17 protein-coding genes are annotated in these 15,113 nt (G+C 58.4%); 9 read left to right on the top strand and 8 right to left on the bottom strand.

Annotation, left to right across the window (positions count from 1 at the left end; all coding sequences use genetic code 11):
• The first annotated feature begins 8 nt into the window (after positions 1 to 8).
• Genes hisD through hisF form a run of 6 tightly spaced genes read left to right on the top strand, consistent with a single transcriptional unit; the run spans position 9 to position 4,736 of the window.
• A complete protein-coding gene (gene hisD / locus RBB76_RS13115) occupies positions 9 to 1,268 on the top strand; it encodes a histidinol dehydrogenase (protein WP_429631445.1) in 1,260 nt (419 codons plus the stop codon).
• Entirely contained in the window at positions 1,265 to 2,419 is a 1,155-nt protein-coding gene (gene hisC, locus RBB76_RS13110) for a histidinol-phosphate transaminase (RefSeq protein WP_429631446.1), read from the top strand. Before hisD ends, hisC begins: the two co-directional genes overlap by 4 nt.
• A complete protein-coding gene (hisB, locus tag RBB76_RS13105) occupies positions 2,419 to 3,018 on the top strand; it encodes an imidazoleglycerol-phosphate dehydratase HisB (RefSeq protein WP_429631914.1) in 600 nt (199 codons plus the stop codon). The genes hisC and hisB overlap by 1 nt, the downstream gene beginning before the upstream one ends.
• Positions 3,019 to 3,062: 44 nt before the next feature.
• The gene (gene hisH / locus RBB76_RS13100; RefSeq protein ID WP_429631448.1) at positions 3,063 to 3,674 is read left to right on the top strand and encodes an imidazole glycerol phosphate synthase subunit HisH; all 612 of its coding nucleotides are present in this window, start codon (positions 3,063 to 3,065) and stop codon (positions 3,672 to 3,674) included.
• A gap of 3 nt (positions 3,675 to 3,677) precedes the next feature.
• The gene (locus RBB76_RS13095; protein WP_429631450.1) at positions 3,678 to 3,959 is read left to right on the top strand and encodes a biotin/lipoyl-containing protein; all 282 of its coding nucleotides are present in this window, start codon (positions 3,678 to 3,680) and stop codon (positions 3,957 to 3,959) included.
• A gap of 3 nt (positions 3,960 to 3,962) precedes the next feature.
• On the top strand, positions 3,963 to 4,736 hold the full coding sequence (hisF, locus tag RBB76_RS13090) for an imidazole glycerol phosphate synthase subunit HisF (RefSeq protein ID WP_429631452.1): 774 nt from the start codon (positions 3,963 to 3,965) through the stop codon (positions 4,734 to 4,736).
• Positions 4,737 to 4,855: 119 nt separating this feature from the next.
• Here the strand turns inward: hisF and RBB76_RS13085 are convergent, their stop codons facing one another.
• From RBB76_RS13085 to RBB76_RS13070, 4 genes are all read right to left on the bottom strand, one after another.
• Positions 4,856 to 5,557 (bottom strand): HisA/HisF-related TIM barrel protein, encoded by a 702-nt coding sequence (locus RBB76_RS13085; RefSeq protein WP_429631454.1) that lies wholly within the window; start codon positions 5,555 to 5,557, stop codon positions 4,856 to 4,858.
• A 123-nt stretch (positions 5,558 to 5,680) separates the two neighbouring features.
• A complete protein-coding gene (locus RBB76_RS13080; RefSeq protein WP_429631456.1) occupies positions 5,681 to 6,679 on the bottom strand; it encodes an aldo/keto reductase in 999 nt (332 codons plus the stop codon).
• 205 nt (positions 6,680 to 6,884) lie between these two features.
• Entirely contained in the window at positions 6,885 to 7,175 is a 291-nt protein-coding gene (locus tag RBB76_RS13075) for a hypothetical protein (RefSeq protein WP_429631458.1), read from the bottom strand.
• A gap of 99 nt (positions 7,176 to 7,274) precedes the next feature.
• Complete coding sequence (locus tag RBB76_RS13070) at positions 7,275 to 8,312, bottom strand: VWA domain-containing protein (protein ID WP_429631459.1); 1,038 nt, start codon at positions 8,310 to 8,312, stop codon at positions 7,275 to 7,277.
• A 156-nt stretch (positions 8,313 to 8,468) separates the two neighbouring features.
• Between RBB76_RS13070 and RBB76_RS13065 the strand changes: the two genes are divergently transcribed.
• On the top strand, positions 8,469 to 9,878 hold the full coding sequence (locus RBB76_RS13065) for a VWA domain-containing protein (protein ID WP_429631461.1): 1,410 nt from the start codon (positions 8,469 to 8,471) through the stop codon (positions 9,876 to 9,878).
• A gap of 33 nt (positions 9,879 to 9,911) precedes the next feature.
• The gene (locus RBB76_RS13060; RefSeq protein ID WP_429631463.1) at positions 9,912 to 10,802 is read left to right on the top strand and encodes an EamA family transporter; all 891 of its coding nucleotides are present in this window, start codon (positions 9,912 to 9,914) and stop codon (positions 10,800 to 10,802) included.
• Positions 10,803 to 10,945: 143 nt separating this feature from the next.
• On the opposite strand, the gene RBB76_RS13055 is transcribed toward RBB76_RS13060, so the two are convergent.
• Together RBB76_RS13055 and tatA are read right to left on the bottom strand one after the other, a co-directional pair.
• Complete coding sequence (locus RBB76_RS13055; RefSeq protein WP_429631465.1) at positions 10,946 to 11,752, bottom strand: polyphosphate kinase 2 family protein; 807 nt, start codon at positions 11,750 to 11,752, stop codon at positions 10,946 to 10,948.
• Between the two features lie 167 nt (positions 11,753 to 11,919).
• Positions 11,920 to 12,132 carry a twin-arginine translocase TatA/TatE family subunit gene (gene tatA / locus RBB76_RS13050; protein WP_183977124.1) on the bottom strand — a complete coding sequence of 71 codons (213 nt, stop codon included), beginning with the start codon at positions 12,130 to 12,132 and terminating at the stop codon, positions 11,920 to 11,922.
• 171 nt (positions 12,133 to 12,303) lie between these two features.
• On the opposite strand from tatA, the gene RBB76_RS13045 reads away from it, so the two are divergent.
• On the top strand, positions 12,304 to 13,104 hold the full coding sequence (locus tag RBB76_RS13045; RefSeq protein WP_429631468.1) for a hypothetical protein: 801 nt from the start codon (positions 12,304 to 12,306) through the stop codon (positions 13,102 to 13,104).
• 88 nt (positions 13,105 to 13,192) lie between these two features.
• Here RBB76_RS13045 and glgC read toward each other — a convergent pair whose 3' ends face one another.
• Both glgC and RBB76_RS13035 read right to left on the bottom strand, forming a co-directional pair.
• Complete coding sequence (glgC, locus tag RBB76_RS13040; protein WP_429631916.1) at positions 13,193 to 14,509, bottom strand: glucose-1-phosphate adenylyltransferase; 1,317 nt, start codon at positions 14,507 to 14,509, stop codon at positions 13,193 to 13,195.
• A gap of 138 nt (positions 14,510 to 14,647) precedes the next feature.
• A complete protein-coding gene (locus tag RBB76_RS13035; protein ID WP_429631470.1) occupies positions 14,648 to 14,968 on the bottom strand; it encodes a hypothetical protein in 321 nt (106 codons plus the stop codon).
• Positions 14,969 to 15,113 lie beyond the last annotated feature (145 nt).

Raw genomic sequence — 15,113 nt, 5'->3', positions numbered from 1 at the left:
AGTTTTTGATGAAGCTGGTGAAGACTTATGGTCGCGGCAAGGCTGCCGCAGATGCATTGATCGAGTCGCTCGAACGGCGAGGTGCTGTGAACACGGCGCGCGTCGAACCGGCGGTGCGAGGCATTCTTGCGGGGGTAAAAAAGGACGGCGATCGAGCTTTACTGAGGTATGCAGCCGAGTTCGATGAGCTTGCGAAGGACCAGCTGTTGCTTGTGTCGCGTGATGAGATGAAATCCGCGTGGGATTCGACTGCGCCAGCATTGCAAGCGGCGATGATGGTGGCGCGCGCAAATATTCTTGCGTTCGCGGAAGCACAGATGCCGCAAGAGTGGACGATTTCACCCGTCGACGGAGTGAAGACGGGACAGATTGTGCGGCCTTTAGGAAGTGTTGGCTGTTATGTGCCGGGGGGACGTTATCCGCTGCCTTCGACGCTGCTGATGACGGTGACACCGGCACAGGTCGCTGGTGTGGAACGAATTGTGGTGTGTTCGCCGAAGCCCGCAAAAGAGACGATGGCTGCGGCATGGCTCGCAGGAGTAACGGAGTTTTATCGGGTGGGCGGGGCGCAGGCAATCGCGGCAATGGCTTATGGCACGGCTACCATTGAGCGCGTCGATAAGATTGTCGGGCCGGGAAATCTCTACGTGACCGCGGCAAAGACGCTGGTTGCGAATGACTGTGGCATAGATATGCCTGCAGGTCCAACCGAGATCGTTGTGACCAGCGAAACAGGGGATGCTGCCGGCATTGCGGCCGATTTGATTGCTCAGGCGGAACACGACCCGGAGACGTTGGCCGTGCTGATTACGAGTAAGGAGACCTTGGCGAGAGATGTTGCGGCAGAGGTGAAGTTGCGAGCGCGAGATAATAAGATCGCGAAGCAATCGCTGGCAGCGCAAGGATGTGTATTTGTAACTGCAACGGTACGCGAGGCTCGGGAGCTTACGAATCGCCTCGCGCCAGAGCATTTAACTGTCGATTCGGACGCGGATCTGAAGTGGATCCGAAACGCAGGATCGGTTTTTGTAGGCGAATACGCTCCGCAATCAATGGGAGACTACATCTCTGGACCAAATCACGTACTACCTACCGGGCGCGTGGGGCGGGTCCGCGGTGGATTGAGTGTGTCGGATTTTGTAAAGGTGATTACAGTTCAGCGGTACACGCGCGCGGGATTGAAGAAGATGGGGCCACATGCGGTCGCACTGGCTGAAGCTGAAGGTTTGAAGGGACATGCAGAGAGTGTGAGAGTGAGAATGCAATGAGTATTGCTACCAATTTTGTTACAGAAGCGAAGTCAGTACAGGCGCGTCGCGCTGTTCAGGAGATGCCGGAGTACCATCCGCCGCTGGCAGGACGGGATGCGTTGCGTCTGGACTTCAACGAGAACACGTTTGCACCCTCTCCTCGGGTAATGGAGAAATTGCTTGCGCAGACGGCCGAAAGACTCACGAAATATCCTGAAAGGGAGCCTGTAGAACGGATCGTCGCGGCCCATTTTGGATTGAGGCCGGAGGAGGTTTTACTGACCAATGGCGTCGATGAGGCGATTCACCTGATGTGCGTTACGTTTCTCGAAGAGAAGGACGAGGCGCTCATCGCTACTCCCTCATTTTTCATGTACGACGTAAGTATCAAGATGATGACCCCGCATCTGGTCAAGGTACAGTCAGACGCGACGCTGGGATTTCCGTTCGAACGTTTTATGGCGGCGATTACGGAGCGGACTAAGCTGATTATGGTCGCTTCGCCAAATAATCCAACAGGCGCGACGGTTAGCAGACAGCATTTATTGGCGATTGCGGCTGCGGCTCCACAGGCAGTGGTGATGGTGGATGAGGCTTATTACCACTTTGATGGAGAGTCGGTAATGGGCGATCTGGCGGCCGTGCCAAATTTGATCGTGGCGCGAACCTTCTCGAAGGCGTACGGACTGGCGAATTTGCGGATTGGCATGCTGGCGGGGAGTGCGGAACTATTGAAGTATGTGCGGAAGGTTAGCTCGCCTTATAACGTGAATGGGGTGGCGCTCGATTGCCTTCCTGCTGCGATTGAGGACGAGACTTGCCTGGCCTGGTATGTGGAACAGGTGAGGGTTGGACGTGAGCGGATGATGGGTGGATTAGCGGAGTTGGGCGTGCCTTACTTTCCTAGCCACGCGAACTTTGTGCTGATGAATATCGGGTCCAAACATAAAGAGCTTGTGCAAGCGATGCGGACGCATGGCGTACTGTTGCGAGACCGCTCGACCGACCCGGGTTGCGATGGATTTGTGCGTATCACGATTGGTGTTGAAGAGCATGTCACCAGAGGATTGGCTGCTCTGAAGGTTTGTCTCGATGAGATTGGCTGGAAGAGCCAACGTGAAGAACCAGCGCATGATCCAATCGAGGACGGGGCCAGGGAGTTCGAATGATGTCTAAGAGCGTGAGAACCGCAACGATCAAACGGAATACTACGGAGACGCAGATATCTTTGAAGCTCGGTGTCGATGGACAGGGCGTGTACAAAGTGTCGACGGGGATTCGCTTTTTTGATCATATGCTGGAGTTGTTTGCGCGCCATGGGGGATTCGATCTGACGCTGGCGTGTACGGGCGATTTGGATGTCGATCAGCACCATACAGTGGAAGATGTGGGAATCGCTCTAGGCGAGGCGTTTGGCAAAGCGCTGGGCGATAAGAAGGGCATCATGCGGGCCGGATACTTTGTGATGGCAATGGATGAGACGCTTGCCGTGGCTGCAGTGGATTTGAGCGGACGAGTTGCGTATGTTGTCGATGACAAGGTGAAAGTGCGACTGGTGGGCGATTTTCAGAGTGAGTTGCTCGCCGACTTCTTCGATGGCTTCGCGCGGGGGGCCAAGGCGAATGTGCACGTTAAGACGATGTACGGACGCAGTAACCATCACAAGATCGAGGCGATCTTCAAGGCGTTTGCGCGGGCGCTCCGCGGCGCTTGCTCTCGGGATGAGCGAATGAGGGAGATGCTCCCGAGTACCAAGGGATTGCTTTAGCCGAAATTTATTCTTCGTATGCTTGGGAAAGTAAGGCTGTTTGAATGATTGCGATCATCGACTATAAAGCGGGGAACCTGACCAGCGTTGTGAAGACTTTGAGCTACCTTGGCGCGCGAGAAATGGAAGTGACTCAGGACCCTGCGGTAGTGGCGGGAGCGGCGAAGGTAGTGTTACCTGGTGTTGGACATTTTCAGGCTACTTCTTTGCTTCTAGAGCTTGGGTTGACGGATGCGGTGCGGGAGAGTGTTGTGAAGGGCGCTTGGTTTCTTGGCATCTGCGTTGGATTGCAGTGGTTGTTTGAGGGTTCCACCGAGGCTCCAAGTATTGCTGGACTGGGCCACTTCAAAGGGACGTGCGAGCGATTCCCCGCTCTGTTTGACGGCGTAGAGTTGAAGTCACCGCATGTGGGATGGAATTCGTTGGAGAAGGTAAGAATGGATTCAAGGTTGATGCGCGGGGTAGAGAGTGGTGGGTTTGTTTACTACACTCATTCCTGGCGAGCTCCGGTGATACATGCAACTGCTGCGGTTACAGAATATGGAGGGGAGTTTTCGGGGGTGGTCGAGAAAGATAATGTGATGGGGGTACAGTTTCATCCTGAGAAGTCGAGCGTAGTGGGATTACAGGTTTTGAAGAACTTTCTGGAGTTGTAGATTATGCCATTCATGTATGAGTTGAAACTTGCAGCGGAAGAGCCTTCGTATACGTTTGTGCAGCAGTTGGTGCCAGCCGGGTCGCTTGTCGGAACGGGGCAAGCGGTTTGCACGCTGACCGATGGGGCGATGGAGTTTCATGTACCTGCCCCGAGGCAGGGTTTGCTGGTGGAGTGGTTTGTGGAGCATGGCGCGGTGATCGAGGATGGGGATTCGCTGGCTCGGGTTGTGTGTGAGGGGGAGCAGGTTGCGGTGGCTGATGCGGTTCCGCAGAGGTTGGGTTAGCCGATGCTGACGAAGCGGATCATCGCTTGTCTCGATGTGCGCGACGGGCGCGTGGTGAAAGGCGTGCAGTTCGTGGACATCGTCGACGCTGGCGATCCGGCGGCGTTGGCGCATCGTCATGCGGCTGCTGGAGCGGATGAGATTGTGCTGCTGGATATTACGGCGACGCATGAGGGTCGCGGAACACTGCTTGAGACGGTGAAGCGGACGGCTGCGGCGTTATTCGTGCCGTTTACGGTTGGTGGCGGGATTCGGAGTGCGGTGGACGCTGCTGCGGTGTTCGATGCAGGCGCAGATAAGGTGAGTATCAACTCCTCGGCGATTGCGAGGCCGGAGTTGATTGCGGAGATTGGTGGGAGCTTTGGTGCGCAGGCGGTGATTGTGGCGATCGATGCTCGTCGAATTGAAGGTCGTGGCGTGGAAGAGGCTGAAGTTTTTGTTAGTGGTGGTCGGAAGGCTACAGGGCGGCGGGTTTTGGATTGGGCTCGGGAGGCGGAGTCGCGTGGAGCCGGGGAGATTTTGCTGACTTCGATGGATACCGATGGGATGCGGGGTGGGTTCGATTGTGAGTTGACCGCGATGGTGAGCGGGGCGGTCCAGATTCCGGTGATCGCTTCGGGTGGAGCAGGGACTGCGGGGCACTTTGTGGAGGTGTTTGGAAGGGGTAGGGCGGATGCCGCGCTTGCAGCTAGTATCTTTCACTTTGGGGTGACGGACTCGCGGGAGTTGAAGGGGGAGTTGCAGCGGGCTGGGGTGAGCGTCCGACTGCCTTGTTAGTTATTTGAAAGATCTGTCCTGCCGGACGGGCCGCCTGCGCGGCGCGCGGTCACTTCGTGACTTGTGTACTGGTCCTGGTAAGGCGAATGCTTTGGTCCTCCCGTTGGTCGGGAAGGTTTCTATGCTTCCATTGCGCCCGAGTAGACGGCCATTCCAGCTACGGCGTCTACACCCATGGCGTCCAGGGCTTCTATTTCGCTGCGCTCTTTGATTCCTCCAGCTACGATGAGCTGTTTGGCAGTGCAGGCTCTGAGGATCGCGGCTACGTCTATGGGGAAGCCCTGCATCGTGCCTTCGGTGTCCACGTGGGTGTAGAGGAAGGCAGCGCAGTAGTCTTCGAGCCAGGTGATGGCTTCCTCGGGGGTGAGGTCGACGGAGTCTTTCCAGCCCTTGACGGCGACTCTTCCGGCCTTGGTGTCTACGCTGAAGACAAGTGCTTCTTCGCCGAGTTCGGACTTGAGGCCTTCGGCGAACTCGAGATAGATGAGCTTGTGGCGGCGGAGGTGGTCGGGTTCGGCTGGGCGGAAGAGGCTGGAGCCGTAGATGACTCGTTTCGCTCCGGCTTCGAGGAGAAGTTTGCCGTCTTCTGCGGTTTTTAGGCCGCCACCTACCTGGCAGGGCAGGCGCTTGGCGATCATCTCGATGAGGGCGCGATTGTTGCCTAGACGCATGGCGGCGTCGAGGTCGATCAGTTGGACCAGAGGGTATTTGGCGAAACGTTCGATCCAGTATTCAAAGTCGTCGAAGGCTAGTTTTAGCTTTTCGCCCTGGACTAGCTGGACGATGCGGCCTCCCATGAGGTCGATTGAGGGTATCAGCATTTGGTCTGCTTTCTCTTTTTTCTCTTTCTTTTTTCTGCTTGTCCTGCCGGACGGGCCCACTGCGCGTGGGGCGGTCACTTCGTGACTTGCGTACTCCTCCCGTTGGTCGGGAAAAGCTCTCTGTTAGCTGAAGCCCTGGACTGAGTGTGGGATGTACGGTTCTTCCAGCGAGGCGATTTCTTCTGGCGTGAGCTTGACGGAGAGGGCGGCTGCGGCGTCGGTCAGGTGGTTTGGCTTGGTGGCACCGACGATGGGGGCGGTGATGTAGGGCTTGCTGAACATCCATGCGAGGGCGACGGTGGCGTAGGGGATGCCGCGCTTGCGAGCGACCTCGCCGACACGATCGACTACTTTCTTGTCGGCATCTTCGGTCTTGGTGTAGATGGATTTAGAGAACTGGTCGGTTTCGTTGCGCTTGGTGTTCTCCGACTGCCAGGCGCGGGCGAGACGGCCTCGGGCAAGCGGGCTCCAGGGAATGACGCCGATTCCTTCGGCCTGGCAGAGGCCCATCATCTCGCGCTCTTCTTCGCGGTAGATGAGGTTGTAGTGGTTCTGCATGGAGATGAAGCGGGTCCAGCCGTGCAGGTCGGCGACGTAGAGGGCCTTCGCGAACTGCCAGGCATACATGGAGGAGGCTCCGATGTAACGAACCTTTCCGGCTTTTACGACGTCGTGGAGGGCCTCCATGGTCTCTTCGATGGGGGTTTCGTAGTCCCAGCGATGGATCTGGTAGAGGTCGACGTAGTCGGTGCCGAGGCGCTTGAGGCTCTGGTCCAGCTCGAAGAAGATCTGCTTGCGGGAAAGGCCCTTCGCGTTGGGGTCGTCGCGCATGGCGTTGAAGAGCTTGGTGGCGATGACGGTGTCTTCGCGTTTGGCGTTGGTTTTGAGGAAGCGGCCGAGGATCTCTTCGCTGGAGCCTACGGTGTAGATGTTGGCGGTGTCGAAGAAGTTGATGCCGAGATCGAGGGCCTGTTTGAAGAAGGGCTGGCTATCGGCTTCGTTGAGAGCCCAGGCGTGGCTGCCAGGGCGCAAAGGGCCGGCGGGTGGGACCCCGTAGGACATGCAGCCGAGGCTGAGGCATGAAACTTTCAGGCCGGTCTTGCCGAGATTGACATACTCCATGCTGACTCCTTGGATCGGAGGGGTACCCCCCTCCCCCCTGTGGGGTATTTTGGACGCAAAGTGCTTGTATTCAATGATTTACAGAGGGATGTGGTCTGCAAAATATTCAATACAAATGGGTTATGCGCAAAATACTTGTTATCAATTACTTACGTCTAGCTCTTCTTTTCTGCTTCTAGATTCAGTATAACGGTTGGGAGCTAACTCATATGCCACGCGGATGTCCTTGGTTTGTAAGGAGTTGAGTGGTTATGGGGCTTGACAAGTGATTTTTGGTAGAAACCGCGGGATAGAGCGAAGCGGAGGTAATGGATTCGCTCTTCTCTTCGTCGACCGTAGGGAACAGCAACGGCAACCGCAGATCCCCTCCGGGGATGACAACCAAAAGGACCTGCAACAGCAACGGCAACCGCAACCGCAGATCCCCTCCGGGGATGACAACCAAAGGGACTTGCAACAGCAACGGCAACCGCAGATCCCCTTCCGGGGATGACAACCAAAAGGACTTGCAACAGCAGCGGCAACCGCAACCGCAGATCCCCTTCGGGGACGACAACCAAAAAGACAGGCAACGGCTAGCTAGCAAAGGCAAGCGCTAGTCGTCTTTGCCTTGGGAGTCGGCGAGGGCGTAGTAGCCTTTGCGGGCCTGGATTTTTTGGCCGGGCTGGCAGGTGATGCTGAGGGTGCGGAAGGTGCCGTCAATTTTGGTGTTGGTGGGGGTGAAGCTGGCGAGGTACTGGGTGCGGAGCTCGTCCTGAATCTGGTCGAAGGCCTCTTGTAGCTTTTTGCCGTTGTTGCCCACGTTGATGACGCGGCCTCCGGTGTCGGTGGCGAGCTTCTGCATGTCGCGTTCGCCGGTGTCGGCGAGGTTGATGCCGAAGCCTCCGCCGTAAAAGCCTCGGTCGGAGAGGAGGATGACATAGACGATGGCGTTAGCCTTTTGCGCGGCTTCGGTGGCGGACTTCAAGGTTTCCTGGGAACCCTGGTCGCCTCCGTCGGTGAGCAGGACGAGGATCTTGCGGCCGGCCTCCTGGCGGAGTTTATCGTGGGCGGCGAGGTAGACGGCGTCGAAGAGGAGGGTACCGCGTGCGGTGCCGTTGCCGGTGACGGAGCCGGTGCCTGCGCCGGTGTTGATCTCGGCGGAATCGATGGAGCGTTTTATCTCGCGGGGGCTGTTGGTGTAGTCGGAGAGCAGGTTGACGTTAATGTCGAAGGAGATGAGGAAGGCTTCGTCTTTCGGGGTGAGGACGTCCTTGAGGAACTCGGCGCCGGACTGCTGCTCGAGAGGGAGGACGTTGCGCTGGCTGCCGCTGGTGTCGAGGAGGATGCCGATGGTGAGAGGGAGATTTTTCTCCTGGGTGAAGTTCTTGGTCTTCTGGGGGACTTTGTCTTCGAAGATGTTGCAGTCGTCTTTGTGGAGGTTGGTGATGAAACCGCTTTTGTCGCGGACAGAGAAGTAGACGTTGACGAGGTTGACGTTGACTTTGAGGGTCTGGGTGTCGCCGATATCGACGGGCTGGGGTTCGGCGGTGCTGGCGGGGGGCGGGCCGCCGGGCTCGGCTGCCTCCTGCGCGTGGAGGATGGGGGCGAGCGAGAGAGCGAGGGCGACGGCGGTGAGGCGGAGAGAGCGCATACCGTATTAGACGACGAAGTTGGAGGGGAGTCTTGGGAAAAATGTGAGTGGGGTTGAGGGGCCGGGGCGTGACGTTGGCTGGCGGGGAGGCGTCCAAGGAGGTGATCGACGCATAGGGATGGCGGCGGGGATGTTGCGCTGGTAGTCTGGTAGTTCGTGAAGCTTTGGGTTGTGAAGGCCCGGCTGGAAGGTATGGGGGATTTTCGCGTGGTTGTGGTCAGAAACAGTGTGTTGGCAGGGGCTTTGGCGTGCATGATGGCTGGACAGCCGGTGTTGTCGCTGGCGCAGCAGGATGCGCCGCAACAGCAGACGATCCCCGATGGGCCAAAACCACAGACGATTCCTGATGCTCCGAGCCCTCAGGGGCTTGGGGTGGGGCCGGTGACGCCGGGGGCTGGAACGACGCCGGATTCGAATGGAGATAATTCGACGCCTGCTGCGGAGGATGGAGCCGTTCCGAATAAATTGCCGGCGACGGCGGCGCAGAAGCAGGATGACGGGCCGCCGCCTGAGGTTGCGACGGGCGGGCAGGGACCTGACGCGTTTACGCTGCGGGTGCAGACGAACTTTGTGGAAGTGCCGTTTACCGTGAAAGACAGCAAGCAGCGGCTGGTGCCGGGGCTGACGTGGCGCGATGTGCGGGTGTATGAGAACAATCTGAGGCAGCAGTTGGCGCTGTTTACGGTAGATCCGTTTCCTCTGTCGGTGGCGCTGGTGATCGACCAGAGTATGACCTACGACAACATGACGAAGGTGAATAATTCTCTGGCTGCGTTGCAGGGAGCGTTTACGCCGTATGACGAGGTTTCGGTGTTTACGTATAACAACGGACCGAAGATGCAGACGGACTTTACCGGGGCACAGAGCGCACGGTTGACGGCTGTGTTGGACCGATCGAAGGCGCCGGGACGCGAGCCTCTTTACTACGACACGACAGGGCCTTTGGGACAGAACATCAGCATCAACGGGGGACAGGATAGCCATACGGATCCGAATACGAATGCGACGCATGGAACGAGCATTCTGGGGATTCAGAACGTTCCGCGGGATGTGCATACGCTGAACGATGCGATTCTGGCGGCGGCGACGTCGTTGGCGAAGACCAAGACGGGGCGGCGGCGGATTGTTTATGTGATCAGCGATGGCAAGGAGTATGGGAGCACAGCGAAGTTTTCGCAGGTGGTGAAGTACCTTAATACCAACAAGATTGCGGTGTATGGGACGCTGGTGGGAGATTCGTCGCTGCCGGTGATTGGATTTCTGGACCGGATGCACCTGCCGCTGACGATGCGGGACAATATTCTGCCTGCTTATGCGAGCGCTACAGGCGGAAACTTCGATGGCGAGTTCCGGCAGAAGGGGATCGAGACGAGCTTTGCGAAGATTGCGGAAGAGGTGCGGACGCAGTATACGGTCGGCTACTACACGCATGAGCCGTTTATCGATGGCAAGTACCGGACGCTGGAAGTGAAGGTGCTGAGGCCGAATCTGACGGTGCTCGCGAAGAAGGGATACTACCCGACGGCGGGCGATACACGGCCTGCGGGGATTGTGTCGGTCAAGTAAGGGCCGCGGCCGGCAAGGCCTGATCGGAATTTGATGGAGATGCTGGTGCACGGAAATGCGCTGATGGCGCTGGCCGCCGCAGTGCTGTGGGGCGGTGGGGATTTTTCGGGCGGCATGGGCGTGAAGCAGGCCGGCGGCTCGATGGGTGCGGCGCTGCGAGTGATTTTGCTGAGCCACTGCATGAGCTTTAGCGTGCTGGCGTTGGTTGCCTGGGTGCGGGGAGATGCATTTTTGCATGGGGCTGCGCTGGTTTGGGGGCTGGTGGCGGGGGTGACGGCGGGAGTGGCGCTGGCTTGCTTTTATATTGCGCTGTCACGGGGGGCGATGGGGGCTTCGGCGGCGCTGAGCGGGCTGCTGGCGGCGGCGATTCCTGCGGCGTTTTCGGCGAGTGAAGAGGGATCGCCGGGTGTGTTGCACGTGGTTGGGTTTTTGGTGGCGGGGATGGCGATCTGGCTGATTGCGGCGGGTGAGAACGCTGAGGCGAAGCCGGCGGACCGGAGTACGGTTTGGTTGGCGGTGATCGCGGGGGTGGGGTTCGGGATTTACTTTACAGCGCTGAAGCTGGCTGCGGCGAAGACGGGCGTGATCTGGCCTCTGGGGACGAGCAGGATTGGGAGTATGGCGGTGTGTTCGGTAATGCTGGGGTGGATTTCGTTGCGGGCGAAGAGGGGTGAGGTGAAGGTGAGAATGTCGCGGCCGATTGTGGTGTGGGCGATGGCTACGGCGCTGCTGGATACTTCGGGAAATCTGCTTTACGTTGCGGCGACACGGGCTGGGCGCTTGGATGTGGCGGCGGTGCTGGCTTCGCTTTATCCGGCGTCGACGATTCTGTTGGCGGCTTGGACGCTGAGAGAACGGCCTACGCGGCGGCAGGGGTGGGGGATGGCGGTGGCGGCGGCGGCTGTGGTGATGATTACGCTTTAGGGTGGGTCCCCGTGGTTGTGATAAGGCGACAGCAACCGCAGATCCCCTGCGGGGATGACAACAACAAAAGAACAGGCAACGGCAAGCGCAAGGCAACAGCAACGGCGAGATGACGGCTGTTGCGTTAGGGTGGTGGTGTGGGGCTAGAGCTTGATGGTGGAGGCGTCGAGGGTGGGGGCGGGGTATTTGAGCTTTAGGCTCTGGAGGGCTTCGACGATGATCGCGGAGATGGCGATGTTGCGGTACCACTTGTGGTCGGAAGGGATGACGAACCAGGGGGCGTGTTTGGGGCTGGTGTTGGAGAGGATGCGCTCGTAGGCGTCGGTGTACTGGGGCCAGAATTTGCGCTCGTGGAAGTCGGCCTCGGAGAGCTTCCAATGCTTTTGTTTGTCGTCGAGGCGGGATTGAAGGCGGCGGGTTTGTTCGTCGCGAGAGATGTGGAGGTAGAACTTCAGGATGAGGACGTCGTTGTCGACGAGCATGCTCTCGAACTGGTTGATGTCGTCGAGGCGGCGACGCATGACCTTGTCGGTGATGAGTCTGTGGACGCGTGGGGAGAGGACGTCTTCGTAGTGGGAGCGATTGAAGATGTTGATCATGCCGCGGGGCGGGACCTGGGCGTGGGCGCGCCAGAGGAAGTCGTGACGGGCTTCGAGCGGGGTGGGAACTTTGAAGGAGGCGACGTCGCAGCCTTGCGGGTTGATGCCGGAGAAGATGTGGCTGATGGTGCCATCTTTGCCGGCGGTGTCCATGCCCTGGAGGACGATGAGCAGAGCTTTGGTCTGACTGGCGTAGAAGACGTCCTGCAGGTCGGCGAGCTGCTTGCGATGCTTGACCAGGACTGCCGCTGCTGATTCTTCGGACTTGTACCCCGAGGTTTGCGAAGTCGACATCTTCGACAGCCGGACTTGCGCGTGCGGCTTGATGAGATAAGGGGATTTGATCTTCATGAGGGCGGCTTCCTGATTGAGTAGAGTTGGGCGATCTGACTGAAAACCCATGTCTCAGACTCGAGACATGGGCATCCGCATTTCTAACAGATTTCCGGGCTCTTCACCATCGGGACTCCGCTCCAAGCGGCCAGGTTGACTACCGGCATCCCGTTTTGTTGGGAGATCTACTTGACGGTCTCTTCGGGCTTGGGGGTGACGGCGTGCGTGGTATCGGCTGGCTTGTTGACCTCGTCGGTGACGCCCTTCATGCCATCTTTGAAGCCGCGGAGACCTTCGCCGAGGCCTTTGCCGAGCTCTGGCAGCTTTTTGCCGCCGAACAGGACCAGAACGACTACGGCAATGACGATGAGATGTGTCGGTGTAAATAGTTCGCCCATACTGTTTCTCCCTGCAGCCTGGCACATACCTCGACTGCCACCCACTATTGTCGCACAGGTGCAGTCTACTGAGAGATACGCGGCGGCGGTCGAGGCAGATGTTGGCTGAACGTTATATCTTGGTAACTGGAACAAGTGCGGGAGCAGATGCTGGAAGAGATTCGGAGACGGATGTTGCGATTGAAGACGAGTGGTGCTTGGAGAGTGACTGGGGCGCGGGAGACGGGAAGACGCGCAATGTTTGGGATGTTGGCAACGGGTTTGCTGATGACGGGCGCGACGATGAGCCGGGCACAGGCTACCTCGTCCTCTTCGGCGGTGGAGCAGGCAACGCAGCCGACGACGATACCGATCTCGCAGTCGAAGATCGCGCTGGCAGCGCCGGTGACCTACGACAACAAGTATGAGTTTTATGTCGGACTCAACTTCATGAACTTCCAGGCGGGCCAATCGCTGCCGAACCGGATGAATATGGGTGGCGCGGAGTTTCTGGCGACGTACTGGCTTCCCGGAGACCATTGGTTTACGAATCATGTGGGCATAGGCGCGCAGTATCGTGGCGAGGCCGGAACGACACCGGTGTTTGGGCAGGCCCAGGGACTTCCTTACAACCTGAGCCGTCCGCTGGTTTACATGAACATGGGAATGCTGGGAGCGCAGTACCGTGGTCCGAAGAATCAATATGTCGCGATCAACTACCACGCGTATGGCGGCGTATCGCATGGGACCTTTGACGACGACCTGAGGCCAGGACAGCCGGGGCAGCCTACGTTCTCGCAGATTACGGGGCTTTATACGAACCGGACCAAGCCGATTGCGGCGCTGGGCGGCAGCATCGATATCAACCGGTCTAAGAACTGGGCGCTTCGGCTTTCGCCGGATTTGATTCTGGAACACTTCGGGACTGAGACGCGCGAGTTCTTTGCGATCTCGGGTGGTGTGGTTTATCGGTTGGGGAAGCAGAAGAACTAACGTTTTCGTTGCGTTTGAAGAGAGAAGCGGGTCGCCTGATTGGCGGCCCGCTCTTGTTTTGTGGGTCGATGTTGTGGTGTTCCCTGCTCTACCAGGTGTTGCCTTGCTGGAGGAATTCGGGGGAGACGGGATTCTCGTAGACGGAGTAGTCGCGCGTGACGATGGTGAGTCCGCTTTGTGAGACGAAGTAGTTTTTCTTGTCTTCGTTGGGGTCGTAGCCGATGACGGTGCCGTCGGGGATGTGAACGTCGCGATCGATGATGGCGTGGCGGATGCGGCAGTGGCGACCGATGTTGACGTGGGCGAAGATGATGCTGGAGTCGACATCAGCGTAGGAGTTGACACGGACGTCCTGCGAGACGACGGAGTTGCGGACGACTGATCCGGATACGATGGTGCCGTTCGAGACGATGGAGTTGATGGCCATGCCGGTGCGGCCGGGTTCGCCGAAGACGAACTTGGCGGGCGGGTACTGGTAGGGGCGCGAGCGCATGGGCCAGGACTTGTCGTAAAGGTTGAAGGTGGGGGTGACGCCGGCGACGTCCATGTTGGCCTCGTAATAGGCCTCGAGGGTACCGACGTCGCGCCAATAGAGAGCCTTCTGCTTGTTCTCGTCGACGAAGTTGTAGGCGTGCATTTTGACGCGTCCGAGGATGTTCGGCAGGATGTCGTGGCCGAAATCGTGCTTGGAGTTGGGGTCTTCGGAGTCCTTGATGAGCTCGGGGAGCAGGATGTCGGTGTTGAAGATGTAGATGCCCATGGAGACGTCGACCATGTCGGGGTTGAAGGGCGAGCGAATCTTGGTCTCTTTCGGCTTTTCTTCGAAGCCGAGAACCTCTCCGTTGCGGGCGACTTCGACGACACCGAAGGAGGGGACCTCGTGGGGGGCGATGGGCAGGGTGGCGAGGGTGACGTCGGCGCCGGAGTCGACGTGCTGCTGCATCATGAGGGCGTAGTTCATCTTGTAGATGTGGTCGCCGGAGAGGATGAGGACGTGTTTTGGCTCTTCGGAGCCGATGGAGTAGATGTTCTGGTAGACGGCGTCGGCGGTGCCCTGGTACCAGCTCTTGGAGACGCGCTGCATGGGGGGCAGGATCTCGATGAACTCGCCCAGTTCGTTGGCGACGACGGTTCCCCAGCCTTCGCGGATGTGGCGGTTGAGCGAGAGGGCTTTGTACTGAGTGAGGATGTAGACGTGGCGCAGGTCGGAGTTGATGCAGTTGGAGAGGGTGATGTCGATGATGCGGTACTGGCCGGCGAAGGGGACGGCCGGCTTTGCGCGATCGCGGGTGAGGGGGAAGAGCCGTTCGCCAGCGCCGCCGGCAAGCAAAACACCAAGGGTATCTCTCATAGTCTTTCGAACTCCGACTTCTGCGTTGAGCGGCTTATCTTCATAGCACGTCAGTCAGATGCACAAAGCGACTCGCGTGTTACAGGGAAACGCGAGTCTAACACGGAGAGATTGACTTTGGAACGTAGAGGGCAGAGCGGAGGGGACGAGGCCCGGTTTCTGTGGCCTGGACCTCGTCAAGTGAGAGGCTGCTTAGACTTCGGGGCTGCCGGTTGAGTGGGTACTGTCGGTTGGTTCGTCTTCGGCGAGGCTGATGCGCAAGGACTTCAGAAAGTCTACGTCGTTTGAGGTGAATGGCCCCTCGATGCCTTCGTCGGCAGCTTCGGTGACCTCATCGGCTTCTGCCTCAACCTCGTTGAGACCGATAGTGGCCTCAAGCATGAGGAGGACATCAAAACCCTGTTCGCGGATGTTTTTGACGACGCCTGCTATATCCTCTGACTCCGAGACGGACTCGTGGATTGCTTCGCCAAGTTTCTGTATCAGGTTTTTGACCTTCTGATTCAATGCCACCTCCGGGCTTCCCTATGGTTCGAACTACTCCACGCATCGGGTATTCCCAGCGAAGGTGACCGGCGGGAACGGCATTGCGGGTATGTCGGCGTCACTGGTTAAAGAATACGCCCATGGAAGCGGAGGCTGCAACGGGATTTCTTTC

It is taken from the genome of Tunturiibacter psychrotolerans (assembly GCF_051013365.1).
Classification (GTDB): Bacteria; Acidobacteriota; Terriglobia; order Terriglobales; family Acidobacteriaceae; genus Edaphobacter; species Edaphobacter psychrotolerans_A.
This window is presented reverse-complemented; position numbering and strand designations above follow the sequence as displayed.

Coding starts and splice junctions, on each gene's coding strand:
- RBB76_RS13080 (WP_429631456.1), bottom strand. CDS start 6,679: ATGGAGTATGTCAATCTCGGCAAGACCGGCCTGAAAGTTTCATGCCTC.
- hisF (WP_429631452.1), top strand. CDS start 3,963: ATGCTGACGAAGCGGATCATCGCTTGTCTCGATGTGCGCGACGGGCGC.
- RBB76_RS13070 (WP_429631459.1), bottom strand. CDS start 8,312: ATGCGCTCTCTCCGCCTCACCGCCGTCGCCCTCGCTCTCTCGCTCGCC.
- hisD (WP_429631445.1), top strand. CDS start 9: ATGAAGCTGGTGAAGACTTATGGTCGCGGCAAGGCTGCCGCAGATGCA.
- hisB (WP_429631914.1), top strand. CDS start 2,419: ATGTCTAAGAGCGTGAGAACCGCAACGATCAAACGGAATACTACGGAG.
- RBB76_RS13095 (WP_429631450.1), top strand. CDS start 3,678: ATGCCATTCATGTATGAGTTGAAACTTGCAGCGGAAGAGCCTTCGTAT.
- RBB76_RS13085 (WP_429631454.1), bottom strand. CDS start 5,557: ATGCTGATACCCTCAATCGACCTCATGGGAGGCCGCATCGTCCAGCTA.
- tatA (WP_183977124.1), bottom strand. CDS start 12,132: ATGGGCGAACTATTTACACCGACACATCTCATCGTCATTGCCGTAGTC.
- RBB76_RS13060 (WP_429631463.1), top strand. CDS start 9,912: ATGGAGATGCTGGTGCACGGAAATGCGCTGATGGCGCTGGCCGCCGCA.
- hisH (WP_429631448.1), top strand. CDS start 3,063: ATGATTGCGATCATCGACTATAAAGCGGGGAACCTGACCAGCGTTGTG.
- hisC (WP_429631446.1), top strand. CDS start 1,265: ATGAGTATTGCTACCAATTTTGTTACAGAAGCGAAGTCAGTACAGGCG.
- RBB76_RS13045 (WP_429631468.1), top strand. CDS start 12,304: ATGTTGCGATTGAAGACGAGTGGTGCTTGGAGAGTGACTGGGGCGCGG.
- RBB76_RS13055 (WP_429631465.1), bottom strand. CDS start 11,752: ATGAAGATCAAATCCCCTTATCTCATCAAGCCGCACGCGCAAGTCCGG.